We start from the raw sequence: 24,418 nt of genomic DNA, 5'->3' as shown, positions 1-24,418 counted from the left end.
TTACTGCGAGGCCTCACCGGAAACCGATTTCGGCAAAACCACCGTCGCCGTCGTGCCTATGCCTGGCGTGGTGTCGAATTTCAGATCGCCGCCCAGCGTCTGGACAAGCGAGTTCACCAGGGGCAATCCGATACCTACTTCATTCCCGGACGACATGACTTGCGCCCTGTACTGTTCGAAGGGCCGCGTCACCTCACGCAGGTCATCCGGCGTCATCCCAGACCCGGCATCAGCGACGGAAAACAGGCATTTATCACCATCCAGTTCCCGTAAATGCACCTGAACGTGCCGCCCGGCAGGTGTGAACTTGATAGCGTTCGACAAAAGGTTGGTCATAATGACCATGATGGCACGATCGTCCGAAACCATTAAATGCGGCGCCATCCGGTCATCGACACGAAGTCCAACATGGGCATTTATTGCGTGTTCTGAAAAGGCATCGATTACTTCTTTCAGCGCCTGCCTCGGATCAAAGCTGGACGTGGTAACCGGGGTTTCGCCATTTTCAATGCGCGCCAGATCGATAATCCCGTTCATCAATTCCAGGACTTCGCGCGCGCAACTGCTGATATGGCCAGCATAGTGTTTATATCTTTCCCAGTTTTCTCGATCGTCGCCAAGACCGGCAACTTCGATAAGCTCCGAGAAACCTATGATAGTCGTCAGTGGCGTGCGCAGCTGATGGGAAAGATTGGCGATGAACCGCGATTTGGCGGTATTCGCGCGTTCAGCATCGCGAAGTGCATGCCGTTGCCATTCCCAGTCATTGCGCATCGCATCTTCTGTATGCCATTTGTCGATGGCATTGACGACGGTCCGCCTAAGACTGTTCGGCGTCATCGAGTCTTTGATCAGATAATCGTTGGCCCCTGCCTTGAAGGCACGCGCAGCCGTATGCTCGTCCCCGTGGTTCGACATCACGATCATCGGGCACGGTGGATAGGATTTCCCGCTACAGGATTCGGCCAGTGACTCTATGCCGTCACGGTCAGGAAGCCGGGCATCAATCAAGGCGCAATCGTATTCAGAGAGCGGCAACGCGAGGAAATCACGCGCACAAACCAATTCGGTAAGCTCGACATCAAGATCGCTTGAGTTCAGCATACGCCGAATGATCGCAAGATCCGCCGGATTCCCGTCAACAATGATGAGATTGAGCGTCATTGGAAAGCCACGCCGCTTGATGCGCTTTCAATCGACAGGAGCGCACGCTCGAATTCCTGTTTGCAGGCTTTGATATCATCCTTGTCCACGCCTTGCGCCCGCTCATCTAGCCAGCAATCGAACATAACCTGCGCCCTAGCCTTAACGGCCGGGTCCACAGGCATGGCAGCTTCTGTTAACCCCGCCGTCAGGCGCCGGTAAGCATCTCGGCTCTCGTCATCCGCAGGCTGATCTGCCTTCACAACCAGCCCTTCGGCCGCTTGCAGGGCTTTGGCGTTGAAGTGGTGTACAGAGTCCGGGTTGCCTTCGTTTTGCTTACGCAAAGCCATTGAACCGTATTGCATGTGGAGTTGTTTCAAAAGCGGTTGAACGTCTGGATTGAAAGTCCGGGTTTTTTCAACGCTTACGTCCGCACAGCCAACCACGCCCGAGGCAAGCCCCAATATGAAGATGAAAGATAAATAATCTATATACTTCAATGCTTTGAACCTGCTTTGATTTGAATTCCAGTTCGTAAACCTACTGAACCCTTACAAGTTCCTTACAATACATCGTCGCAAAAAAATGCAACAACGTCCAGTCGTCAATCCAAATAGAACGTTTCATATGCCGATGAAAGGTTGGGCAATTTTACCGAAAATATCGAAGAATTTCAGGGGACCCGATGTCACGGCCAGGCATACACATCCCTCGCCTTCATCGGCCACCGGGTGGTGTATGATTTCTGTATCGGCCCATTCGACGTCACCACGCGCGAACGACTGAGTGCCGTGCGAAAAGCCACCGGCAAGAACCAACGTAAATTCTTCGCCGGTGTGACCGTGCTCCAGAACGCCCTGTCCGCCAGCGATCCTGAGCAGCCGTGCCTGAGATGCATTATCCGGATTTTCGAGCTTCAATTGCTGCACACCGGGGCCGATACGTTTCCACCTGACATCATCCAGATCACCGCCAATGCGCCGGCGAAGCGGTTCCGGAAAAACGACCGCCGCATGTGAAGACGCCGGTTCGGGCCGCGCTGTTTCCGTGAGTGGGCGTTCAGTTAGCGCCAACACATGTGCGAGCGCATCATCCGACATACGGGCCGGCATCAGTTCATCCAGCATGACGCCGCCGATATCGTCTGCGACGGCAACCGACCTGCGGCAAGACGGGCACAATGCCAGATGCGTCGCCACCACCAGCGACGTCGCGTCGTCCAGATCGCCCGCGGCATAGGACACAAGCGTTTCATCAGGAATATGATGCTGAATCGTCATTTCAAACTCTCTCCGACGGCATCGCGAATTTTCGAAAAGGCCAAGCGCAGTCTTGATTTCACCGTTCCCAACGGAAGCCCGAGGCGCTCTGCAATAGCGCTGTGGCTCATGTCTTCAAAAAAGGACAACCGCACGACTTCCGATTGCTCTTCATTGAGCAAGGCCATCGCGTCGCGCACTTTTTGCGCCTGTTGTAAACGGACGACGCGGTCATCCTGCGGTTCTTCGTGATCGGGGACCAGTGCCGGATCGTTCGGATCCAGTTCCGGTCTGGATATCTTGCGAAATGCATCGATCCTCAGATTTCGTGCGATGGTGAATATCCACGTCGACGGCGATGCCTTGGCACGGTCGAACTGCCCGGCTTTACGCCAGACCATCAGCAGGGTTTCTTGCGCCAGCTCATCGGCGAGCGAGTCATTGGTGCCGAGTTTCAACATGTAGGATTTCACGCGCGGAGCGAAATGGGCGAACAGAACGGCAAAGGCCTGTCGATCACCCGACGCCGCGACGCGATGCATCAATGACGTAGCGCCGTCCGCTGTTTCCGCCGTGTCCGTTTCATCCGTCATCGTCCACCCGACAGGCCTGCGCCGTTGATCAAGGCGAACGGCGGTTGCGGCAGAAAGCGGAAACCTTCTCCCAGTCCATGTATTCGCAGTATCGATGCCATAACTCATACTAGGTAGTACGCACCTTCTTCGGCAACGGATCATTTGCCGGATTAATTTGGTGATCCATGGCAAAACCGGCTGCGTAAAAGGTTTGCTACAACGAAAACGCAGACGAGATTAAAAAAGGCAGCCGACATGAAAGAAGGCCCCGCAAAACGATACGCCGTCATCGGCGCCGGAATTTCCGGACTTTCTGCCGCCTGGTTATTGTCGGGACGTCATGAAGTTGTCCTGTATGAACGCGAAAACAGGCTCGGCGGACATGCAAATACGGTGAGCGTACCAGGACCGTCAGGTACTGTAGATGTCGATACCGGCTTCATTGTCTTCAATGACTGGACGTATCCGAATTTCAAGGCCCTGTTGCAGCATCTGGGCGTCGCCACGCATGCGTCGGATATGTCGTTCGCGGTTTCGGCCGATGACGGCAAATTCGAATATTCAGGCGGCACACTGGCCGGCGTGTTCGCTCAGCCGTCAAACATCATCAAACCGCGTTTCTGGCGCATGCTGATGGACCTGCACCGTTTCTATTCGACAGCACCCATGATGCTGGCGGAAGGTGAACTCGAAAATATGACGCTGGGAGCATTGCTGGACCAGGGCGGTTATTCGCCGGGGTTCCAGCGCGATCACCTGTTGCCGATGGCTGCCGCGATCTGGTCAGGCACCGCTGAAGGGATGCGCGACTATCCAGCCGCCGCATTTGTCAGGTTCTTCGTCAACCACGGCTTGTTTAAATATGTCGGGCGCCCTGCCTGGCACACCGTCACCGGTGGCAGCCGATCCTATGTGGAAAAGATTGCCGCGGGTATTCCGGCCCGAACCGGCGGTGTGCGGGCCATTCGCCGTAACGCGCACGGCGTCACCGTGATTGACAGCAAAGGCCACGAGGATCGCTTCGACGCCGTCATCATGGCCGCACATGCCGACGAAACCCTCAAAATGCTGGACGATGCCGACGATATGGAGCGCAACCTGCTGTCGCCGTTCAAGTACCAGCGGAACCTCGCGGTACTGCACAACGATACAGACCTGATGCCGATACGGCGCCGCACATGGTCGAGCTGGAATTACATTGCACGCCCGACCGAGGCCGGTGATGCACATGCCGTCTGCGTCACTTACTGGATGAATAATCTTCAGAATCTGGGCGATGCCGGGAATCTGTTCGTAACTCTTAATCCGGTAAGGCCGCCGGCTAACGAGAAGATTCTCCGCACCTTTCATTACGATCATCCCCTGTTCGACAACCATACCAACGATGCGCAGCAACAGCTCTGGCGTCTGCAGGGGCACCGCCGCACCTGGTATTGCGGCAGTTATTTCGGCACCGGGTTTCACGAGGATGGATTGCAGTCCGGTCTCTGGGCGGCGGAAAGCGCCGGTGCAGTGCGCCGCCCCTGGACCGTGGACGATGAGTCGGGACGCATTCATCTCGCCCCACCGGCCGAGGTCTGCGCCGCATGACCGGGGATTTCGGCGCCATATACACCGGCCGCGTCGTGCACCGCAGGCTGCGGCCGAAGACCCATTTTCTGGAATACCGGGTGTTTTCGCTGCTGCTCGACCTCGACCAACTGGACGAGATTGCAGGACAACAGTCTGTCTTGAGAATAAACCGCTGGGGGTTGCTGTCGTTCCTTGAACGCGATCACGGTGCCGGTTCGGGCAGTCTCCGTTCCTGGGTCGATCAGAAACTGAGCGACGCCGGGTTCGATGCCACCGCTTTGAACGTCCGCGTTCTTTGTTATCCACGCATCCTCGGCTATGTGTTCAACCCGTTGACCGTCTATTTCTGCGATGACGACGGCGGCCGGACACGGGTCATATTATATCAGGTCAACAATACCTACGGCGAAAGGCATACCTACGTCCTGCCCGTCGATAGCGATATGGAACCGGGCACCGTCACCCCCATTCATCAGGCCTGTGACAAGGCAATGTATGTGTCGCCTTTCACACCGATGGACTGTCGGTACGATTTTTCCATCCTGCCGCCGAACGACAAGGTGTGCGTGGTGATCCGCCAATCCGACGAAAGCGGGCCGCTGCTGAACGCCAGTTTTACCGGCGTCCGCGAAGATTTGAGCACACGAAAACTGATCTCTGCGATGCTGCGCCACCCGCTGATGACGCTGAAGGTCATCGCCGGCATTCACTACGAAGCCTTTCGGCTATGGCGGAAAGGCATCCCGTATTTCTCGCACAAGCCACAGCAGCGTGGCGATGTCAGCATCATAAAACCCGAACTTTAAAGAACACAGGGAAACTGAAATGGGTATCGTTTACAGCAGAACCGGCACGCCCGCCCCGGCATTGCAGGGGCAATCGCCCTCTCTCGCCGACAAATGGCTGTTCAGGCTGGCATCCGGCATCCGCACCGGCACGCTGACGCTGACACTGCCGAATGGCGAAATGAAAACGTTCACCGGCACGGTCCCCGGCCCGGCTGCTGATTTCATTATTCATTCCTGGCGTGCGATCCGCCGGTTATTTACCGGCGGCGATATCGGTTTCGCCGAAGGCTATATCGATGCCGACTGGTCGACGTCGGATCTCAATGCGTTGTTGGAACTCATCGCCAGAAATGATGAAGCCATCGAGTTCAAGGTCGAAGGCACGCGGTTCCGGCGCATCATCGACCGAGTATATCATCTGCTCCGCGCCAACACGCGGCGCGGCTCGCGGCGCAACATTCAGGCGCATTATGATCTGGGCAATGCCTTCTATCGTGAGTGGCTGGACCCGACGATGACGTACTCATCAGGCATTTATGACTGCCCAAACGACCCGCTGGAACGCGCGCAGCTGCGCAAATACCGGCGCATGGCGGAGATGATCGGCGCCAAACCCGGCCAGCACATCCTGGAAATCGGTTGTGGCTGGGGCGGCTTTTCCGCCTATCTGGCCGAGCAGCACGGCTGCCGCGTGACCGGTATAACGTTGTCGAACGCGCAGCACGATTTTGCCACCGAGCAAATTGCACGGAAAGGACTGAATGGGCGCGTCGATATCCGCATCGAGGATTATCGCGACGTTGCCGGCAAATATGACGGCATCGCCTCGATTGAGATGTTCGAAGCCGTCGGCGAGAACAACTGGCCGCATTTTTTTGCCGGGCTGCGCAACCGCCTTGCCGATCACGGCCGCGCCGCGCTGCAGGTGATCACCATCCATGAGAACCGCTTCGACAGCTATCGCATTAAAGCGGATTTCATCCAGCGTTATGTGTTCCCGGGCGGCATGCTGCCTTCCGTCGAGGCCTTCCGCGAAAACGCCCGCCTGGGCGGGCTGGATCTGAAGGATGCATTCTTTTTCGGTCAAAGTTACGCGCAAACACTTGGCGAATGGCAGTCCAGGTTCACCGGGGCCTGGCCCGAAATAAGACGGCACGGCTTCGACGAGCGCTTCCGCCGGTTATGGGAATATTATCTCGCCTATTGCCAAGCCGGTTTCAGATCGGGCGCCATCGACGTCGGCCAGTTCGTCCTGCAAAAAGCCTGACCGGCGGCCCAAGGCAGCCTCACTGACGCTGCCAGTCCAGCGCCGTCACTTCGAAGCCGAGGCTTGTCAACCGCTCCTGGGCGGCGTTAAAGACCGCGCTGTCGAGGGGGGCGGCCAACAGGTCCTGATACCACGGTTGCGATCCGCGAACATCAACCGCACCGGAAATAACGACGAGCCGCAATGCCGCGCCCGGTTGTGGTGGATTGTCGAATTCCAGCGTCCAGGTGCGACCCGAGGGTTCTTGGCTGCCGCGCATTGTCCGCGCCGACCGCTCGCCCTGACCAAGGCCATCCGGCCAGTAAGCAAGCCTGCCGATCAGCACCGCGCCGCCAGCGGCAACGCCGCGGATTTCCACCATGCAGACGGTGCCGGCTTCCTTGAACACCGGTGTCATCGGTCGTTTTCGTCGCTTCGACGTATCGGCGCAATCCGCAAACTGCTCGGTGACAAACAGCGCGCCGGAAAGATCAGGCACCTCCCCAGGTTTCGATAAGTCGCGCCACACCCTGTATGCGTCCGCTCGCAGACGCCCGAAACCGTCTTCTCCGGCCTTTGCCATATCCTGTTCAAGCTCGAGTATCCGGCCCTGTTCAAATAAAGCCGACCAGCGGGCGAAGTCTCCGCCAACCCAGAAAAGAGCGGCCGCGATCAAAGCTGCGGCAAACAGAAATGGCAGCGTCCGTGTCCGCTGGCGCCGCGCCAGGGTGGCACCTGCGTCACCAGCGCCACGCCCCTGCGATGGCGGCGGCATTTCAATCCCCGTCACTTGCAACGCTTCGGGAATGCTGCTGAGCTTTCTGAGCGGAATGCCTGCAATCTGATCCGGGAGATCGGCCGTGCTATCCGGCACCAGGACAACCGCTTTTTCAGATGCGATTTCATTGTCCGCAAGGAACCGTGCCAGCGCCTTCAGTTTCAGATCGACATGTTCGACCGGGCGCACTGCAAGCGCGCTGTCGACTTCGCCGGTGGCAAAAACCGTAATCTCCCCCGCCCCGCCTTTCAGCCGGGCCGCATGAGCAAGAAATGCCGCTAGCTGCCATGATCGGCCTTCGTCGATCCTTGCCGCAACATCCATCCGATAAGCGCCGTGTCCGGTCATCCGTTCGATCACACCGGCGGGACTGCGAACGAACGCTTCATAAGACGCACTGATCGGCAGAATCTGCGTTAGTCCGTCGAGGCAGATGACGGAACGGACGGCCGGATCTTCTTCGCTGATGCGTTGAATCGCGACCGGGCCTTCTGTCGTCAGAATAAAAAATGCGGCACCGTTCAACGGAGATAAACCTCCGTCTCGGGATCCGCCAGCGCAGAGGCGGTTTCACCTGTCGCATCGAGTAACATTTGTGCCCTGGCGCCGCTGAAGGGCGGCAACTGAATACGGCGCCACGGGCCATCGGCGTGCCTGATGAACAGATGCACCGGCGGCGGCGCTTCCGGATCAAAAAGTTCGATGCCCAGATAAACCTGCCCCGGTTCCGCTTGTGACGGCGTTAAGGTAAGTACCGCCGTCCCGCTCTCGCGGCGCGAGACCGCCCCGGATGCCGCCGCCGCCTGCCGCGGCATATAGGCAAAAGCGTTGGCTGCGATCAGACCGGCGAGATCCGCCTGTGCGGCATCGTCCGATGCCAGTTTTTGCGCATCGGCGGGGGAAAGCTCGTAGCTCAGGTCACTTGCGTAACGATACAGCACCGAAACTGCGAGACGCGTCGCGGTTGCGGCAGATGCATCAAGCAGATCGCGCGCCTGCGCATCGGCATCAAGCGCGGCGAGGGCCAGTTTCCGGACAGGATCGTCAGCAGGCATGGCTATCCGCCTCCTCTCCAAGGTCATACAGTTTATCGAACATCGCCGCAAAGGTGCCGATGTCCGAGGTTTCAAAGGCGGTCCAATCGACCATACCCAATTCACGGCCAAGTATGCGGTGAACGGACTGGATCAGACGCAACACCTCCGGCACGCCAGCCGCCATGATATCAAGGGTCTCTTCGTCCGCCTCATCGCGAAACCCGGTCCGGTTGACACTTCGCCACGCGCGCCGGGCGTCGGACAGCAGCGCCGGAATCTCGTCGCCCTTGGCATCCGCCGACAGGGCAAAGAACTGTCGCGCAGCCGCCATGGCCGCCAAATCCACGACATCTTCACCGCCGGCTTCGGTTTGCGGCGGGGTCAGATGTCCCCAGTTGATATCCGGCGCAAGCGCGAGGGCAAGTTCAACGGCTTCGATGCGAGCGGATTGATGCAGCGCCCATAGCGCCGCCAACGCCAATCTTTCCGTGCCGGCGATGATGTCGGCGTAGGCTTGCAGCCTTTCCAGGTAATACCCCTGCCCATCCGGGAGAAGGCCGGACCTGGGTATATTGCCGCGCCGCAAGGCCGTGCTGATCCGCAGTTGTACCGCGCCGAACACGGCGTTGCGCAGTACCGATACCGGAATGCGCCTGGCCGTTGCATCGCCGAGCGGCAAATCGGACAGGGTCTCGGCCTCGTTCACGTTAACGAACTTCACATTTTCATCACAGATTTCAATCAGGCGTAAAAGCGGCCCATCGTCTTCGTCAAGCGCACCGACCACGCGTTCCATGTCCGCAGGGTCGACTTCGCCAGCCTCGACATCCGTGCCAATGGATTTTGCATAGGCCCCCGAAAGTCGCTCCTGCGCGGCATCAAGGGCTGAAATCAGTTTCCGGGCCGTATCGTAGACGGCGCGGAAAGTCTTGGCGTCGATCTCGTCAGAATCGGCATATGTCTGCCAGTATCCCAGCACCACATCGTCGTTGATGGCCTCGGTCCCGGTACGGTTTCCCGCATGGGCATCCGTATAGGTCAGGAAATGCCGCTCGCGGCGCTGGCGCTGCACGGCCGGCAGGTGCGCCTTGAGATATGAATAAAGACCACGCTGCAGGGCGCGTGCCGCATCGAGGACAGCTTCACTGTCCACATCTCGTTGACGCAAAGTATCCGTCATGCCCTCAAGCTCGGGATAACCGACGGTCATGACCATGAATTCCAATAGCGCCGCCAGCAACGGCATCCGCCCATAGGATATCTGAAAACCGCCATTACCGTCTTCGTAACGCACCCCATTGTCGCTTATCCAGACATCCGCATTCCTGTTATCCAGCGCCATGAACGCGCGGCGAAAGTCCCCCGCACTGGCACGCGGCATTCCCCAGAACAGATCCTCGTACCGGCTGGGGCCTGCCGATGCCGCAACCAAAAGATGCGACAATTCCAAAAGCGGTTTTGCATAACTGCGGCAGACGATAATTCGCGCCAGCTCGCGGCTGACCTTCGCGGAATAGCGCGGACCACCATCTGCGGAAGTGGCTTCGGCAATCCCTGCGAATACGGCCCTGAGCGTGTCGCTCTTGCCTTCTTCCAGATTGAGATTCTCCAGTGCCGTCGACATCCGCGCCCCATATTCCGTCTGTTCATGACTCAACCATTGCGAGGATACCCGCGATGGTGGTCACGGCAAAGGCCCGTTGACGCCTTGCTGTTATTCCTATGCAAGGACGGGCGGAATAATTCGCACTATCCGGCAATTTTGCGCCGAACCGCTTCCTGCACTTCCAGCGGCGGCACGACGGAGGAACGCGACTTCATGTCATAGAAAACGTTGACGCTTTCCGATGTCGCGACGCATACGTCTCCCTTGAAGACACCATATCCGGATGTCAGGGATTTCGTTCCAATCCTGATCAGCCTCGCCCCGACGTCGACCGTGCCGGGATAATGCAATTCGCGCAGGTAATCGATGACGACGCGGGCGAGGATGAAATCCAGATCGGGATGATCGAATTGATCAAGGAGGCCCTGAACCAGCATGGTCCGCGCCGCTTCAATATATGCCCCGAAGGACACATTGTTGACGTGACCCATGCTGTCCTGATCGGAAAACCGGATGGTTACCGGCGTGAAATCGCTGAACGTCTCACGCCGGGTCAGGTCGAAACCGTGCTCGCTCATCTGTTCAAACGACGATCTTGTCGCGGAATGCGGCGATTTGTGCGTCATCGTAGCCGTATTCCTTGAGGATATCGTCCGTGTGCTCACCTCGTTCCGGCGTTGCCATCCCGGTTCGCGGATCGAAGCGCGACAGGACCACCGCCTGCGCCAGCAGATCCATCTTGCCGAGTGTTTTGCTTTCGACCGGGTGGCGCAGGTTCAGATGATTGACCTGCGGGTCGGCGAAAATCTTGTCGATCGTATTGATCGGTCCGCACGGTACACTGGCCTCGATCAAAGCCTCGATCAAGCCGTCAGAGGTAAAGGTGACGGTGTGCTTTTCGAGCGCCGCGTTGACGGCATCTCGGTTTTCAGAACGCAACTCGCCGGTCGCGAAGTCCGGATTGTTGGTGATCTCGTCATCGCCGAACAGGGTACAGATGCGGTCCCACATCTGATCGCCGGCGGCGGCGATGTTGATGTATCCATCCGACGTCTTGAAAACCCCGGTCGGGATCGAGGTCGGATGGTTATTGCCGGCTTGTCCCGCGACCTCGCCCTTGATCAGATAGCGCGCCGCCTGAAAATCGAGCATCGCCACCATGGCCTGCAACAGTGACGTCTGCACCCACTGTCCTTCGCCCGAAACCTCGCGCTCCAGAAGCGCCGTCAGCACGCCCATGGCGCCATACATCCCAGCCGTCAGATCGGCGACCGGGATGCCGGCCCGCATCGGCCCTTCGCCGGGAGCGCCGGTAATCGACATCAATCCGCCCATGCCCTGGGCGATCTGGTCGAACCCGGGCCGCTTTTCGTATGGACCGTCCTGGCCGAAGCCGGAGATCGACAGCAAAACGATCCCCTTGTTGACCTTTTTCAGGTCGTCATAGGCAACGCCAAGGCGTGCCTTCACATCAGGACGGAAGTTTTCCACCACCACATCTGCGGTTTCGACCATTTTCAGAAAAATCCCGAGGGCTTCCGGTTCCTTCAGATTCAGCGTCAGCGACCGCTTGTTGCGGTGGATGCTCTGGAAATCCGGGCCGCTTCTGGCACCCCCCATACCTTTGGCCGTATCGACCGCTTCAGGTGCTTCGATCTTGATGACATTGGCACCCCAGTCGGCGAACTGACGCACCGCCGTCGGTCCCGAACGAACCCGCGTCAGATCCAGTACGGTAAAGCGCGATAAGGGTCCTTGATAGTCGCTCATGGTCATGTCTCTCCCGGTATTTATGCGATTGTTTCTTGTGGAGCGATCAGATTGATCGCGCTCTCGGCCGTAACACCGAGCATTTTTGAAAGGCGTTCGATTTCTTCTATCTCGCTTACCCTGACGATACCGTCCGCCTCGCTGATCGCATGGCAGACCACGACCAGCAGCGCCGCCGCTTCCAGATCCGTGCCGGCGGCCGCTTTGACCTTTTGACGGACATCCTCGGCCTCGGCCGGGTTTTTGCGCAGCGTGTCGATATAACGCAGATAGCTCTCCACGCCCTGTTCGGGGTGATGATCGCGCAGCACATCCAGAACCCGCATCAATCGGCCGACCTCGGCCCCCTCTTCAAGCGATGCATCGCCATCCGCCAGCGCGACAAGCGCCGACGCCGCCATGGCGCCTTCAAGGAAGGCCCGGCCGCGATGGCGCGAGAAAATCCGCCGGGTGTGGTCGGAAAACCGCTCAAGAATGCTGCTCACGTGAAGGGTGTCCCCCGTTGTTCGGCGTGATCCTATCACGCCCGGAAAAGTTTTATCCAGACACGACCTGCGCAGACAGACGTTGTTTTGTGCCGCTGGAACGTGCCCGGTGGTTTGGTTAGTGTGCAATTAAGGAGTAACCGCTCTATGAACAACCTCAGCATTCGCAATGTCCGTCCCATGGGCGGTGCCGCCTGCGACATACATATCGCCGACGGGGTCATGGTCATGGAAGGCATCGACGATGCCGATCATCTGGACGGCGCCGGTGCACTGGTGCTGCCGGCTTTCGTCGATGCGCATATGCACCTCGACAAGACGCTATGGGGTTTGCCCTGGCGCGCACATTCGGCAGGCAAAAGCCTGGCCGAGAAAATTGCCAACGAACGCACGGCGCGGGCCGAGCTTGGCGCCGACACCGCCCGCCAGGCGGAAAAGCTGATCGCTCAGGCCATGATGAACGGCACTGCGGCGATCCGCAGCCATGTCGATATCGACCCCGACCTCGGGCTATCGAATGTAGAAACTCTGCTTCGCATCAAAACCGAATACGCGGACCGTGTGGACATTCAGCTTGTCGCTTTTCCACAGACTGGCATCATACGCCGCCCCGGCACCGCCGAGCTGATGGAAACCGCCATAAAACTGGGCGTCGATCTTGTCGGGGGTATAGACCCACAGGTTATCGATGGCGATGCCAAGGCCCATATCCGGACCATTTTCGATATCGCTGAACGCACCGGGGCCGGCATTGACATTCACCATCATGAGGAAGGCGAGACAGGCGCGGACACACTTGATCTGATTCTGGATGCGGTCGATGCATATGCCCTGCAGGGACGCGTCACGGTCAGCCACGGATTTTGCATCGGCATGGTCAGCGAATCCCGCATGCAGTCGTTGATGGACCGGATCGCCGCACTCGACGTTGCCGTGATCACCTCTGCGCCCGGGTACAAACCGTTTCCGCCGCTCGATGAAATGCGCACACGAAATATCCGGGCCGCTGCCGGTTCCGACGGTGTCCGCGATGTCTGGACGCCGTTCGGCAATGCCGACATGCTCGAGCGCGCCATGTTGCTCGCCTATCGCTCAAACTACCGGCGCGATGACGAACTCGCTTTCGCCCTCGAAATGTCTACGCAGGGCGGCGCGCGGGTGATGGGTCTGGACAGACATGGCCCCGGCCTCGGGTGCCGGGCGGATCTGGTTTTGATCGATGCTGAAAACGTCGCAGACGCGGTCGTGTCGAGACCGGCGCACCGGACCCTGATCAAAGCCGGCCGTGTCATCGCCGCACCGGCATAAAAAAAACACCGGACCCGTCGGCCCGGTGAAGGAGAAGAAGTGAATATCATCGTCAACATAGCGATGGTTAACGCTTTTCACAGTGACCCCGGTCACAACCTTGCAGATTTTTATGAAAATTCTTTTGGATCAGGGATCTAAAGTGGAAAAATTATCTGAATCCCGTCCGCAACATGCGCTCTTTCGGCAGAATTACGGCGATTTTCGTCCCCTTGCCGATGGCGCTTTCCAGTGTAATGCGCCCCCCGTGCAGTTCCGTCAGGGCATGCACAAGCGGCAGACCAAGACCGGTGCCTTCGCGTTCGCTGACAAAGGCTGATTTTACGCGAATGAACGCATCGAAGATGATCTTCTGGTCCTCTTTGGAAATTCCGATACCGCTGTCTTCAACTTCCAGAACCGGCTCGCCGATGTCGTTATGATAGGCACGCACGATGATATGCCCGCCGGGACGTGTGAACTTGATGGCATTATTGACGAGGTTGATGAGAATCTGCTTCAACCGCCTTGGATCACCCCGCACCGACATTCCCTTTTCAGAAATATCCACCGAGATCAAAAGCTCAGCCTTTTGCACACGGGTACGCAGCATTCGTTCACAGGACCTGATCACGACCGCCAGTTCGACATCGTCCTCACTCAACACCATCGCCCCGCTTTCGATGGAAGCGACATCCAGCAGATCATTGACGACTTCCAGAAGATGCATCCCCGATGCATGGATCGAGCCCGCATAATCGACATAATGCGGATTCAGATCGCCCATGATCTTGTCCCGGATCAACTGTGAAAATCCGATGATGGCGTTCAGCGGCGTACGCAGTTCGTGTGACATATTGCCGAGAAATTCCGTTTTCGAACGGTCCGCCTTTTCCGCGGCTTCCTTGGCGGTGATGAGATTCTGTTCGATTTCCCGGCGCCGCGTAATATCCATCAGCGTCGCCTGGATGGCCGTATGACCTTCCCATTCCACAAGCCTTGAAAAAATCTCCACAACGACTTTCGAGCCATTGGCCTGTACACCTGAAAATTCATATCGTTCAGGCACATCCTGGTCACCGGCAAGACGACGCCGGCGGATGTCCGCAATCACGCCGCGCTCTTGCGGCGAAACAAGATCGAGAACGCTACGGCCAATGAAGTCATCCACTTCGTAACCGAAAATCTGTGCCGCCGTATCGTTGGCATAGAGGATTTCCCAATCGTGGTGCACGAACATGCCCTGAATGGAGCCATCGATCAGGTTTCTGTATTTCTGCTCACTGCCGATCAGCGCCTGTTCGGCAAGCTGCTCTGCCGTGCGGTCCTGCATAAATACCTGCGTCGCCTGCTGGCCGTTCCATAGGCCGTCGTACACAAAAAATTCCAGGCACAAATTTTCACCATCGGCGCGAATTGCCTGTGCCTTAGAGGATTCCGGGGCATTCATCCCGTTGTGCTTGTCGGCGTTGAAGTGATCCAAGCGTTCACGGTCATCGGGATGAATGAAATCCCAAACCTTGCGGCCCAGCATTTCACCGATTGAGCAACCGAATGTATCCGCCGCCGCCTGATTGGCGAAAACAACCGTACCTCTCACAAGCGTTATGAATGCCTGCTTGGAGACCTCAAGCGTATCATAAAAAAGGCCGCCCTTCGGTTGAGCACCAGCCCCCGTGGCCTCGGCAACCTCGTTGACGACCAAGATGTACCGTCCCGACGGCAGGGCCCGCATCTCACCGCCAAGTTTACGGCCATCCTGAAAATGCCAATCGATCAAACCATGACCAAGGACACGGCGAATTTGCGACGCCTTACGGCGGTCTTCGGAAATCAACGGCGCCAGACACGCGATCAAATTGCTGTAGCTGGTCCCGACCTGAAAGAGCTCACTCGGCAACGGCAACAGATTCCTGAATGCCGGATTGGTGAAACTGAGGCGCTGGCGGTCGTCAAAATACGCCACGCCCTCACTCATGGATTCCAGTGTCAGCTGATAATCGGCGGCGAGAGTTTCCTGCTGGGTGCGGCGGATCGCATCCACGGTCTCGTCCGTGGCGATCCCGCGGTAACCAAAAAACATGCCATCAGCGCCCAGAACGGGTTTGCCGCTGAGGCGCCAATAAACGAGGCCGCCGGACTTCTGGCGTAACGATATCCGAAAATCGCGAAATGACTCACGGCGTTGGAGTCTGTCGACGAACGCAGCCCATTCATGATCACTGTCAGGATCCGCATCGGCGAATTCCCAAGGCGTTTTTCCAAGGAGGTCGAATTCGCGAACCGAGGACCGCCCCTCACGGCGCATTGAAACAATAGCGAAGCGATAATTCGGATCGAGTTCCCAGAACCAGTCCGCATCGGCATCGGCATAGTCGCGGAAGCGCGAAATATCTTCCGCTTCGCTACGCAGTTTTCGGGGTACTTTGTCTTCTTCAAAGACCAATGCGCCTCAACTCCGAAAGCACACTTACCGTGCAGATTGAGCCGTCCATCTACTGATATTATAGTGAATTACGGTATGCGAGTCACACTGGGTAGTCGTCGATGCATCCGTTTTGGCCGGTATGGGGAAATTCCTTGGAAGAACCGAGAGTTAAGGCGTCGATCTGGGTATCGGCGCAAATCCGGATGTGTGGCATTATGGCGCTTCCCGCCGTGGTGCGCCGCCGTGGCGATCCGGATGCCGGCAGCATTCTGATCCGTCTCGACCGGCTGGACGGGAGTTCCGTGCTGCTATCGCAGTCGCGTGACGCCGAAGGCCGTCAGGTCTGGATGTCGCGCAACGGCGCCGAACCGATACCCGACCCTGATGTGGAGCAATATATCGAACGCCGGGTCAAGAACGACCCGGACATCTGGGTTCTCGAGATAGAAGACAGGGACGGCCAGTATCAACCGGACGCCCCTGTAATCACATAATCCGCAAGTAAACGCCGGGGATTATTCCGTCCGCAGAATCAGGTGGTAACCGAAATCGGTTTCAACCAGGCCGCTAAGCGCACCAACCTCAAGATCAAAGGCCGCCTGTTCGAATTCAGGTACCATGACGCCGCGCCCGAATTGCCCCAGATCGCCGCCACTCTTTCCAGAAGGGCAATCGGAAGCTTCCCGCGCGATATCGGCAAAATCGGCGCCGTCGGAAATTTTTTTGTGCAGCGCTTCGGATTCCGCTTTTGCATCATCTTTGCTGCGGGTGTCGGTCGACACCAGAATATGCGAGGCACGGATTTGGTCGGACATCATACTCTCCATATCAAGGAATTCCGTCTTGTCTTTATTTCTCGCTGGGGTGCGTAGCGCATCTGCGAATGAGTTACAAGGATCGCTGTCCACGAATTTACCGAGGCTATGGAAACTGTTTCAAAAGGCGGCTACGCTTATCTGCAGATTCGCACTTTTTCGAACGGAAACAATGTGATCGAGAAAATCGCCAAGTACCTGATCCTCAGCTTGCTGGGACTTTCGGCACTGACCTATGTTGCCGTGCTGGTGCTTGATGACGAGCTGATCAAAAATACGACAGGCGGTGCGGCCGATACGCTGCTCGGCATCAAACACGACACGATCGATACGGTCAGCGAGAAAAGCGATACCTTTGTCTATTGGTTCCGGACAAAAATTAACGACATCATGAATTTTTCCCCAACCAACCGCACGCCACGCGTCGTGATGCGTATTCCTCCGCCGCCGGAAAATATCACACGCATGCCTGCCAACGAGGCAAAACCGGGAATGCCGGCCGATAAACCTGCGGCTGTGCCCCCCATGCCCGCAACGATGCCGGAAACTACGCCCACTGAAATGGCATCAACAGCACCCGCAACGGCCAAGCCCGAAGCTGCGCCCACCGAACCGATGAACGCCGCTCCCGCGATGTCTGCAATCGGCAACGGCACCCCCGCGATGGAAGGGGCACCCGCCCCCGTACCGGTCACTGCCGTCAGTGAACAGCCGCTGGCGGGAAGCATGCCGGATGCACAACATGGCGCCGCCACAACAGAGCAGCCGCCAGCCGAGCCCGCCGCCATGGGCGAACAGGCATCCCTGCCCGCAAGCAGCGAAGCTGCGCCAACCGACGCTCCCCCACCGCCACCCGCTGCCGAAGAACAGCGCCCCGGCGAGGCCGATTATCAGCAAGGCCTGAAATACTATAACGGAGACGGCGTCGAGCAGAATTTCGGCAAGGCGGCGCAGTTCTTCATGAAAGCCGGCGAAGCCGGTCATGTCGGCGCGCAATACAACCTCGGGATCATGAACTATACAGGCCAGACCGGCGGACAGGATTTTGCCAACGCGGCAAAGTGGTTCGAGCGCGCGGCCGAAAGCGGCCATACCCAGGCGCAATACAACCTCGGTTTCCTGTATTACGAGGGCAAAGGTGTGGCGCAGGACCTGAAGACGGCCTTCGACTGGATCAACCGTGCCGCCGAACGGGGATATCCAAAGGCTATCAAGGCCCGCGATGCCTTCAAACAGGCGATGCCGGAAATGTTCCCGGCCGAAGCCGAAAAACCGGCGAATTAATCCAGATTTGGTGGGCGTTGTGAATCTGCGCGATTATGTATTGCAGAAATCTAACCAGCCACCTATTAGCTTCTCCGCTTAGTGAGCCAAAGCGGCAATAGGGCATCCCTTGCCTGGGTCCGCGATGTGCTCTACCGACAAATACATTTCGACATATGCCCGCACCCCTTCGTCGCCGACATGTTCGGCAATGAGCCCATCCAAGGTTCTTGTCCAAGCGCTGACCGAATGTTCGATGACTGCCGCCGTTAGATCGTCTTTTAAGGTGAAGTGCCGATAGCCCCCCCCCATGAGTCATATCGGCAGCTATCGTAACCTCGCAGACGCTCGTCGTCTCAATCCCCCGTTCACGATACAGCCGGGCCGCGGCATTCAATATCCGTGAATGGCTCTCGTTCAGCATAGGTGATAATCGTATCCGTTTGGCAGGGGTGGTTCGTCAGTGGATGAACCATCCCTGTCTCAACTTATTAATGAGACTGCCAAAGCTGGAAATAGCCAGGGCGTTTTCTTTTTGTCATTGTTTCGTCTGCCCGGTTTCTGAAAGCGAAAGAATGAAAAATATCGAAAAGGATGACCTTCAAGTTGCTAAACGAAAAGCTTGTCGTGACCGCTATCGTGGTGACGGAGTAGAACAAGGAGCAATCAAAAGGAAGGACGAATATGACGTTGCCCGGCGGACACATCCCAGCGGCCTCCGACCCCAAGGAGCATGCCCGTGGTTTTGCTCTAACCCTGTTTGGTGTTCTGGTACTTACCCCGGACACCTTGTTAATACGTTTGATCGATATCGACCCTTGGACAATGAACTTGTGGCGAGGGCTTTTGATGTCGTTAAGCCTGACTGTTTGTTACATATTGGCCGTGCGTGGGCAGGCGTGGGCCGGGGTCAAGGCGCTGGGCCTCGCCGGCTTCTCGGTTGCACTGATCTACAGTATTAACGCGATCACTTTTGTGCTGGCTGTCGATCACACACGGGTCGCCAATGTCCTTATAATCCTCGCTTCTACGCCGCTGATCGCGGCACTGCTCTCGATTATTGTTCTTAAAGAGCGTGTCGCACTGCCGACATGGCTGGCAATCGCCGGGGCAATGACTGGTGTTTCTATTGTCGTTGGCGACGGTGTGCGCACCGGCACGTCATTAGGCGACCTGCTGGCGTTGGTCACGGCGATCGCACTTGCCGTGACATTCATCATTATCCGCCGCAACAAACATGTGAACATGATCCCGGCGACCGCTGTCGGCGCGCTGATATCTGCGGTGATCGCAATGCCGTTAGCCGAACCACTTCAGCTGGAAGGCGCGCGGCTCGGGCTAATGGTGCTGTTGGGGCTGGTGATAATGCCGCTGTCTTTCGGCCTGATTACGCTTGGGCCGCGGACCATTCCGGCGCCCGAGGTCGCGTTGCTTCTGCTTTTGGAAACGGTTCTCGGTCCTATTTGGGTGTGGCTCGTGATAGATGAGCAACCGAGCGAAATGACGCTTGTCGGCGGCGCCGTCGTGATTTCATCGGTTATGCTGCAGTCGATTTGGCGTTTGCGCCGCAACCGAAACTGATCAACACCTAACTGCCTTTCAAATTCGGACCTGCTATTTGGCGAGCATTCAATAAAGCTTTTGTCCCAGCCGGGAATAAAGACAGGACAACACTCAATGAAGAGACAGATGTGCACTACATTCATATCATCCATACGTGGAACAGTGATGCGAAAGTAACCCAAAAGCATGCTCATCTGTCCTCGCAGACTCTTCATGATGCTGCAAGTTGTGTATCTGATAAGATCATGTCTGCTTTGCAGACGGCGGAGTAATTGAAAGGGCCACTCGGAATATTCTCCGAGTGGCCCTTTCTTTTTATCGATGTCCGCTGTGAAACCGATTACGTTCGGAATTCATAGGTGTGGTGTTAGTCTGCAAATGATCCAAAGCAGACATGCCATATGGCACCTATAATCACTTCCAGATCGTGGCCCGACCATCGATTCAGCTTCGCCATATCTTGACCTGAGAAGGCCTGAAGGTTCGAAAAAATTCAGGGGAAACACTCTGATTAACGAGTTGGATGAGCCTTACCCTGCGCAGTGTTATTCATCATGGCCATTGGCGACCTTTATAAGAAGACGTTCGCCGTTTCGGATGATGTGGTCATGCATGGCCTGTGCGGCGCCCTCCGCATCACGGATGTTGACGGCATGCAGTATCGGTGCATGTGATTCCACTTCGCCCTCCGCATCGGAACCGTAGACCTTCATGTGCAGCATCGAAAGTTGCGTGGCTGCCTGCAGGCGTTCGAGCGATTCCAGCAGAATCTGATGGCCGCACGGCTGACACAGCGCCCAATGAAAGGCCATGTCGGCTTCGATCAGTTCCGCGATACTGCCGTTCTCCGCGCATTTACGCATGTGCTCGTAAGCCCCGAAAATTGTCAGCCGTTCCATTTCTTTGATTCGTCCCTCTACCATCCCCGTGCGCAACGCGAAGGGCTCGAGAATGGAACGCAACGTATAGATCTCGCGCGAGCGGGCCACGGTGAGTTTTGGCAGGACCGCGCCGCGCCGGGAATGCAGTTCGACCAGGCCGTGATCAGCCAGCGTGCGCAGCGCTTCGCGCATCGTTTGCCGTGATGTTCCGTATTTCTCGGCCAGCGGGATTTCGCGAAGTGCGGCGCCCGGCATGAACGCGCCACCCAGAATCTCCGTGCGGAGTTTCTTGGCGATTTTCGCGACTAGCGTTGGTGAGCGGTTATCCGCCGGGTTAATTCCCATTTGGCCTTCCATTTACTCCCTGACGGGCTGTGTCGGCCGCCCGTGTACGCTAAAGCATAGAGACCTGACATATTGTCGACAATATATATATTATGATCGCCTTCTCTATTCGCTAGCCAAAACGCGTTCCCACTTCTGATTGGCGGATAAAAACCCCTTAATACATCAATTATTACAATTAGTTATAATTTTTTATAGTATATTTCTCATGGTTAAAGCTGGTTGATGGATGATATTCATCGATGATCTTCAGCATTAAAATTAACAGACTTGATAATTTTTTGTCGACAATTTGATTGAAATGGTGATAGTTGACGGACAATAATCAAGGCGAAACGCCATCATCGACTCCAACAGGGGAGTCGGCCCAGAGGGACGAGCAGGGGGCAAAATGCAGAGTGAGAAGTTCAAGGAAATTCTTCTCGGGACGTTCGTCCTTGGTATCGGTATCGTCGGCTTTGTTTTCGTTAATCCAACAGACGCGCCGGTGACGGAAGGTCCCGGGGGCGTAAGCTGGCGTACGGTTCCGTTTATTTATTCCGGCCTGCTGATGGCGCTCGCAGTGGTCTTTTTGGCTATCACCGTTATCCGCGGACCGATCCCCGTTGACGAAGTGACAGCCGAGGAAGCGGTAGCCGAAGCCGAGGAAGAGGCACTCGAAGCAGCAGCGCCTCATCCCACACTATTCGGCATCCAGATATCCACCCTGCGCCGGATCGCGGTGATTGCCGCGCTAATCGTGTACTCGCAGGCAATGAATGCGTACGGCTTTGCCATAGCGACACCAGTGTTCCTGTTCTTTGTGCTCTATGTATTCGGACGGACAAAACTGGTGGAAAACCTGTTGGTGTCGATTGTCGGCAGTTTCGCGCTGTGGACGCTGTTTGCCCATCTTCTCAAAATGCCGCTGACCGGCCATACGTGGGATCCGCTTACGCCGGCCCTCAGTGCGGCACTCAGGTCGCTGGGGGTCTGATCCATGATAGAAGGATTGCTTGACGCTTTTGTCACGGTTAGCGCCCCGTCGCACCTCGGGCTGATTCTGGCCGGTACCGTTCTCGGACTGCTTGTCGGCGCGCTTCCAGGTCTGTCGTCGCCGATGGCCATTATCGTTTTGCTGCCGATTACCTACACCATGAGTCCTCTGTCGGCATTCGAAATCATCATGGGGATCTACGTCAGCACCAAGCTGGGCGGCTCTTTCGCATCCATTCTGCTGCGCACACCCGGAACGCCGGCAGCCGCGTGTACAACATTGGATGGATTCCCGATGGCGCAACAGGGCAAGGCGAGTCTGGCGCTTGGTTATTCGGCCATGGGGTCTTTCGCGGGCGGCATGATCAGCTGGGTCGTGGCGGTCAGTTTCGTCCCGTTGATTTCGGCGGTTGCGCTGCATTCGGAACCCGCCGATATCGCGCTGCTGGCGATCGCCGGTCTGACGATGGTGGCGTCCTTCACACGTGCATCGATGATCCGCGGCATGATGGGGGTCCTGATCGGGCTGATGATCGCCAGCGTCGGATACGACGTGCAGGACGGAATCGAACGTTATTCCTTCGGTCATCCTATACTGGCGTCAGGGGTTTCGTTCTCGGCGGTACTCGTCGGTTTTTTTGGTATTGCCGTGGTGCTGACCGATATCGACATGGTCGGACGCGGCTCCAGCCTCGTCAGCGAGAAGGTCGGCATGGCCTTGCCGCAGCTGGGCGACATGATGCGGCGCTGGAGAGCATGGGTGATCGGCACTTTTTACGGTGTCGTCGTCGGCGCGATCCCGGGTGTCGGTTCCGACGGGTCGGTATGGATGGCCTACGCCACCGTGCGCAGCCAGTCCAAGAACCCTGAAAATTTCGGCAAAGGCGAACCGGACGGAATCCTCGCGCCTGAAAGTTCCAACAACGGAACAACAGGCGGCACGATGATCCCGATGCTGACCCTCGGCATTCCGGGCGACGGATCGACGGCGGTCATGCTCGGCGCGATGATCCTGCATGGCCTGCAGCCGGGTGTGACGCTGATGACGTCCAGCGCCGATTTCGTATACGGCATTCTCGCGTCGTTGTTTTACGCCAACATCTTCATGCTGGTGGTCGCGCTGCTCTCGATCCGTTTCTTCATCGCGATCCTGAAACGCGACCGTTCGTCCATATTTCCATTCATCCTCGTATTTACCGTGATCGGCGCCTTCGCCGAGGACAACCATATCTTCCCGGTCTATATCGCGCTTGCGTGCGGCATCGTCGGGTATCTTTTCGAAGCCCGGAAATTCCCCGTCGTGACCATCGTCCTCGGTGCGATCCTGGGGCCGATCATCGAATACAACCTTCGCCTCGGATTGGCCTACTCGGCCGGCGACTGGACCACGTTCGTGACCACGTGGCCCAGGGCCATCATGTTCGGCGGAATCTCAGTCCTTGTCATCAGGGAATTTTATCTGGGCTTCCGCAGAATGCGTTCAACCTCGAAACCCAAACTCGAACAGGGAGTATAATCATGAAAAACCTGAAGACACTCACACGCGTGCTGTCGGCCGCCGTTGTCGGTGCGCTATGCGTCAGCGCGGCGGGCGAGGCAATTGCGGCTTATCCCGACAACACACTGCGCATCGTCGTGCCGTGGCGCGCCGGTGGCGGCACCGATTCCGTTGGCCGTGCTCTGGCGACGGAGATGGAAAAAATTTCCGGTCAGGCCGTCCTTGTCGAAAACGTGACCGGCGGGTCCGGGACGGCGGGTATGCTGGCGGTAAAGAACGCCAAGCCCGACGGCTATACAATGGTGCTGAACGGTTCCGCCGACATCACCGCGCCGATCGTTTTCAAGAACGTTCCTTACAGCATGGATGACTATAAATGCGTCGGCGGGGTTTATGCGACGCCGACATGGATCATTGCCAACAAGGAGCAAGGCTTCAAGAATTTCGGCGATTTCGTAAAAGCCGCCAAGGCGGCGCCTGGCAAGCTGTCGCTTGGTGTGACTGCGCTCGGCACGCCCGATCATGTAACCGCAGATCTGCTGATCAAGAAATACGGCATCGATGTACGGGTCATTCCCTTTAACGGCGGTGCGCCGCTGAAAAAGGCGCTGATCGGCAACCAGGTCAATGCCGGTGTGCTGATCGCGCCCGTGATGCTCGAAGAGGTCAAGGCCGGCGTCGCCAATGTGCTGGTTGCCGGCGGCTCGCTGAAAAGCATCAAACATGGCCCGCTGCAGGGCATGGCGACGCTCAAGGACCACGGCATCGACCAGGAAATCAGCATGATCCGCGGTGTGTATATGCATAAAGACACATCGGACGCGGTCATCGATAAAGCGATCGAAATCGTCGGTGGAGCCGCGCAAAGTCAGTCGTTCAAGGACTTTGGCGACAAGTTCGGTTTCGATCCGGTATGGATCCCCGGCAAGTCATTCTGCGAGTTCATGAAGAGCGAGGACAAGGCATACCGCTCCATCAAGTAGTCGCAGTATGGATAAGGGATGGTGGTTACAGACCCTGCCGCCGTCCATAGTTGATGGGCGCTCTCAAATATCCGGGAGCGTCCATCAATCTTTTCACAGGGCGCAAGAACAAGTAGACAAA

23 protein-coding genes are annotated in these 24,418 nt (G+C 57.1%); 10 read left to right on the top strand and 13 right to left on the bottom strand.

Features of this window, described 5'->3' with window-relative positions:
* The 4 genes from L2D14_06765 to L2D14_06750 form a co-directional block, all read right to left on the bottom strand.
* On the bottom strand, window positions 1-1,164 hold the full coding sequence (locus L2D14_06765) for a hybrid sensor histidine kinase/response regulator (protein ID WNK01122.1): 1,164 nt from the start codon (window positions 1,162-1,164) through the stop codon (window positions 1-3).
* Complete coding sequence (locus tag L2D14_06760; GenBank protein WNK01121.1) at window positions 1,161-1,643, bottom strand: hypothetical protein; 483 nt, start codon at window positions 1,641-1,643, stop codon at window positions 1,161-1,163. Before L2D14_06760 ends, L2D14_06765 begins: the two co-directional genes overlap by 4 nt.
* Before the next feature lie 123 nt (window positions 1,644-1,766).
* A complete protein-coding gene (locus L2D14_06755; protein ID WNK01120.1) occupies window positions 1,767-2,423 on the bottom strand; it encodes a ChrR family anti-sigma-E factor in 657 nt (218 codons plus the stop codon).
* A complete protein-coding gene (locus tag L2D14_06750) occupies window positions 2,420-2,995 on the bottom strand; it encodes a sigma-70 family RNA polymerase sigma factor (GenBank protein WNK01119.1) in 576 nt (191 codons plus the stop codon). The genes L2D14_06755 and L2D14_06750 overlap by 4 nt, the downstream gene beginning before the upstream one ends.
* Before the next feature lie 237 nt (window positions 2,996-3,232).
* Here L2D14_06750 and L2D14_06745 point away from each other — a divergent pair, with 237 nt between their 5' ends.
* Genes L2D14_06745 through L2D14_06735 form a run of 3 tightly spaced genes read left to right on the top strand, consistent with a single transcriptional unit; the run spans window position 3,233 to window position 6,604 of the window.
* Window positions 3,233-4,567 (top strand): NAD(P)-binding protein, encoded by a 1,335-nt coding sequence (locus L2D14_06745; protein WNK01118.1) that lies wholly within the window; start codon window positions 3,233-3,235, stop codon window positions 4,565-4,567.
* A complete protein-coding gene (locus L2D14_06740; protein ID WNK01117.1) occupies window positions 4,564-5,355 on the top strand; it encodes a DUF1365 domain-containing protein in 792 nt (263 codons plus the stop codon). The genes L2D14_06745 and L2D14_06740 overlap by 4 nt, the downstream gene beginning before the upstream one ends.
* 19 nt (window positions 5,356-5,374) lie before the next feature.
* Complete coding sequence (locus tag L2D14_06735; GenBank protein WNK01116.1) at window positions 5,375-6,604, top strand: cyclopropane-fatty-acyl-phospholipid synthase family protein; 1,230 nt, start codon at window positions 5,375-5,377, stop codon at window positions 6,602-6,604.
* Between the two features lie 19 nt (window positions 6,605-6,623).
* On the opposite strand, the gene L2D14_06730 is transcribed toward L2D14_06735, so the two are convergent.
* The 6 genes from L2D14_06730 to L2D14_06705 all read right to left on the bottom strand — a co-directional run bounded on the left by L2D14_06730 (window position 6,624) and on the right by L2D14_06705 (window position 12,259).
* Entirely contained in the window at window positions 6,624-7,886 is a 1,263-nt protein-coding gene (locus L2D14_06730) for a hypothetical protein (GenBank protein WNK01115.1), read from the bottom strand.
* Window positions 7,883-8,416 (bottom strand): hypothetical protein, encoded by a 534-nt coding sequence (locus L2D14_06725; protein ID WNK01114.1) that lies wholly within the window; start codon window positions 8,414-8,416, stop codon window positions 7,883-7,885. Before L2D14_06725 ends, L2D14_06730 begins: the two co-directional genes overlap by 4 nt.
* Window positions 8,406-10,022 (bottom strand): hypothetical protein, encoded by a 1,617-nt coding sequence (locus tag L2D14_06720; protein WNK01113.1) that lies wholly within the window; start codon window positions 10,020-10,022, stop codon window positions 8,406-8,408. Before L2D14_06720 ends, L2D14_06725 begins: the two co-directional genes overlap by 11 nt.
* A gap of 125 nt (window positions 10,023-10,147) precedes the next feature.
* Entirely contained in the window at window positions 10,148-10,630 is a 483-nt protein-coding gene (locus tag L2D14_06715; protein ID WNK01112.1) for a thioesterase family protein, read from the bottom strand.
* Window positions 10,587-11,774, bottom strand: coding sequence for a CaiB/BaiF CoA-transferase family protein (locus L2D14_06710; GenBank protein ID WNK01111.1), 1,188 nt, complete (start codon window positions 11,772-11,774; stop codon window positions 10,587-10,589). Before L2D14_06710 ends, L2D14_06715 begins: the two co-directional genes overlap by 44 nt.
* Window positions 11,775-11,794: 20 nt before the next feature.
* The gene (locus L2D14_06705) at window positions 11,795-12,259 is read right to left on the bottom strand and encodes a tellurite resistance TerB family protein (GenBank protein ID WNK01110.1); all 465 of its coding nucleotides are present in this window, start codon (window positions 12,257-12,259) and stop codon (window positions 11,795-11,797) included.
* Window positions 12,260-12,406: 147 nt separating this feature from the next.
* Between L2D14_06705 and L2D14_06700 the strand changes: the two genes are divergently transcribed.
* On the top strand, window positions 12,407-13,567 hold the full coding sequence (locus L2D14_06700) for an amidohydrolase (GenBank protein ID WNK01109.1): 1,161 nt from the start codon (window positions 12,407-12,409) through the stop codon (window positions 13,565-13,567).
* Window positions 13,568-13,718: 151 nt separating this feature from the next.
* Here the strand turns inward: L2D14_06700 and L2D14_06695 are convergent, their stop codons facing one another.
* Window positions 13,719-15,992, bottom strand: coding sequence for a PAS domain S-box protein (locus L2D14_06695; protein WNK01108.1), 2,274 nt, complete (start codon window positions 15,990-15,992; stop codon window positions 13,719-13,721).
* Window positions 15,993-16,126: 134 nt separating this feature from the next.
* On the opposite strand from L2D14_06695, the gene L2D14_06690 reads away from it, so the two are divergent.
* Window positions 16,127-16,468, top strand: a complete 342-nt coding sequence (locus L2D14_06690; GenBank protein ID WNK01107.1) for a DUF1491 family protein — start codon at window positions 16,127-16,129, stop codon at window positions 16,466-16,468.
* Window positions 16,469-16,489: 21 nt separating this feature from the next.
* Here L2D14_06690 and L2D14_06685 read toward each other — a convergent pair whose 3' ends face one another.
* A complete protein-coding gene (locus L2D14_06685; GenBank protein ID WNK01106.1) occupies window positions 16,490-16,882 on the bottom strand; it encodes a peptidylprolyl isomerase in 393 nt (130 codons plus the stop codon).
* Between the two features lie 15 nt (window positions 16,883-16,897).
* Here L2D14_06685 and L2D14_06680 point away from each other — a divergent pair, with 15 nt between their 5' ends.
* Both L2D14_06680 and L2D14_06675 read left to right on the top strand, forming a co-directional pair.
* Window positions 16,898-18,073 (top strand): hypothetical protein, encoded by a 1,176-nt coding sequence (locus tag L2D14_06680; GenBank protein WNK01105.1) that lies wholly within the window; start codon window positions 16,898-16,900, stop codon window positions 18,071-18,073.
* A gap of 663 nt (window positions 18,074-18,736) precedes the next feature.
* Window positions 18,737-19,633, top strand: coding sequence for a DMT family transporter (locus L2D14_06675; GenBank protein WNK01104.1), 897 nt, complete (start codon window positions 18,737-18,739; stop codon window positions 19,631-19,633).
* A 527-nt stretch (window positions 19,634-20,160) separates the two neighbouring features.
* Here the strand turns inward: L2D14_06675 and L2D14_06670 are convergent.
* Window positions 20,161-20,841, bottom strand: coding sequence for a GntR family transcriptional regulator (locus L2D14_06670; GenBank protein ID WNK01103.1), 681 nt, complete (start codon window positions 20,839-20,841; stop codon window positions 20,161-20,163).
* Between the two features lie 391 nt (window positions 20,842-21,232).
* Here L2D14_06670 and L2D14_06665 point away from each other — a divergent pair, with 391 nt between their 5' ends.
* Genes L2D14_06665 through L2D14_06655 form a run of 3 tightly spaced genes read left to right on the top strand, consistent with a single transcriptional unit; the run spans window position 21,233 to window position 24,297 of the window.
* On the top strand, window positions 21,233-21,817 hold the full coding sequence (locus tag L2D14_06665; GenBank protein ID WNK01102.1) for a tripartite tricarboxylate transporter TctB family protein: 585 nt from the start codon (window positions 21,233-21,235) through the stop codon (window positions 21,815-21,817).
* 3 nt (window positions 21,818-21,820) lie between these two features.
* On the top strand, window positions 21,821-23,332 hold the full coding sequence (locus tag L2D14_06660; GenBank protein ID WNK01101.1) for a tripartite tricarboxylate transporter permease: 1,512 nt from the start codon (window positions 21,821-21,823) through the stop codon (window positions 23,330-23,332).
* Window positions 23,333-23,334: 2 nt separating this feature from the next.
* On the top strand, window positions 23,335-24,297 hold the full coding sequence (locus L2D14_06655; GenBank protein WNK01100.1) for a tripartite tricarboxylate transporter substrate binding protein: 963 nt from the start codon (window positions 23,335-23,337) through the stop codon (window positions 24,295-24,297).
* Window positions 24,298-24,418: the final 121 nt, after the last annotated feature.

The organism is Thalassospiraceae bacterium LMO-JJ14 (assembly GCA_021555105.2).
In the GTDB taxonomy this organism is placed as follows: Bacteria; Pseudomonadota; Alphaproteobacteria; order Rhodospirillales; family Casp-alpha2; genus UBA4479.
The sequence above is the reverse complement of the archived record's forward strand: the minus strand, read 5'-3'. Positions and strand labels throughout refer to the sequence as shown.

What these genes read in the sequence shown, in the direction of transcription:
- L2D14_06765 (WNK01122.1), bottom strand. Translation starts at nt 1,164, where the DNA reads ATGACGCTCAATCTCATCATTGTTGACGGGAATCCGGCGGATCTTGCG.
- L2D14_06720 (WNK01113.1), bottom strand. Translation starts at nt 10,022, where the DNA reads ATGTCGACGGCACTGGAGAATCTCAATCTGGAAGAAGGCAAGAGCGAC.
- L2D14_06755 (WNK01120.1), bottom strand. Translation starts at nt 2,423, where the DNA reads ATGACGATTCAGCATCATATTCCTGATGAAACGCTTGTGTCCTATGCC.
- L2D14_06665 (WNK01102.1), top strand. Translation starts at nt 21,233, where the DNA reads ATGCAGAGTGAGAAGTTCAAGGAAATTCTTCTCGGGACGTTCGTCCTT.
- L2D14_06740 (WNK01117.1), top strand. Translation starts at nt 4,564, where the DNA reads ATGACCGGGGATTTCGGCGCCATATACACCGGCCGCGTCGTGCACCGC.
- L2D14_06680 (WNK01105.1), top strand. Translation starts at nt 16,898, where the DNA reads ATGGAAACTGTTTCAAAAGGCGGCTACGCTTATCTGCAGATTCGCACT.
- L2D14_06700 (WNK01109.1), top strand. Translation starts at nt 12,407, where the DNA reads ATGAACAACCTCAGCATTCGCAATGTCCGTCCCATGGGCGGTGCCGCC.
- L2D14_06655 (WNK01100.1), top strand. Translation starts at nt 23,335, where the DNA reads ATGAAAAACCTGAAGACACTCACACGCGTGCTGTCGGCCGCCGTTGTC.
- L2D14_06660 (WNK01101.1), top strand. Translation starts at nt 21,821, where the DNA reads ATGATAGAAGGATTGCTTGACGCTTTTGTCACGGTTAGCGCCCCGTCG.
- L2D14_06750 (WNK01119.1), bottom strand. Translation starts at nt 2,995, where the DNA reads ATGACGGATGAAACGGACACGGCGGAAACAGCGGACGGCGCTACGTCA.
- L2D14_06710 (WNK01111.1), bottom strand. Translation starts at nt 11,774, where the DNA reads ATGAGCGACTATCAAGGACCCTTATCGCGCTTTACCGTACTGGATCTG.
- L2D14_06725 (WNK01114.1), bottom strand. Translation starts at nt 8,416, where the DNA reads ATGCCTGCTGACGATCCTGTCCGGAAACTGGCCCTCGCCGCGCTTGAT.
- L2D14_06735 (WNK01116.1), top strand. Translation starts at nt 5,375, where the DNA reads ATGGGTATCGTTTACAGCAGAACCGGCACGCCCGCCCCGGCATTGCAG.
- L2D14_06715 (WNK01112.1), bottom strand. Translation starts at nt 10,630, where the DNA reads ATGACGCACAAATCGCCGCATTCCGCGACAAGATCGTCGTTTGAACAG.
- L2D14_06670 (WNK01103.1), bottom strand. Translation starts at nt 20,841, where the DNA reads ATGGGAATTAACCCGGCGGATAACCGCTCACCAACGCTAGTCGCGAAA.
- L2D14_06675 (WNK01104.1), top strand. Translation starts at nt 18,737, where the DNA reads ATGACGTTGCCCGGCGGACACATCCCAGCGGCCTCCGACCCCAAGGAG.
- L2D14_06745 (WNK01118.1), top strand. Translation starts at nt 3,233, where the DNA reads ATGAAAGAAGGCCCCGCAAAACGATACGCCGTCATCGGCGCCGGAATT.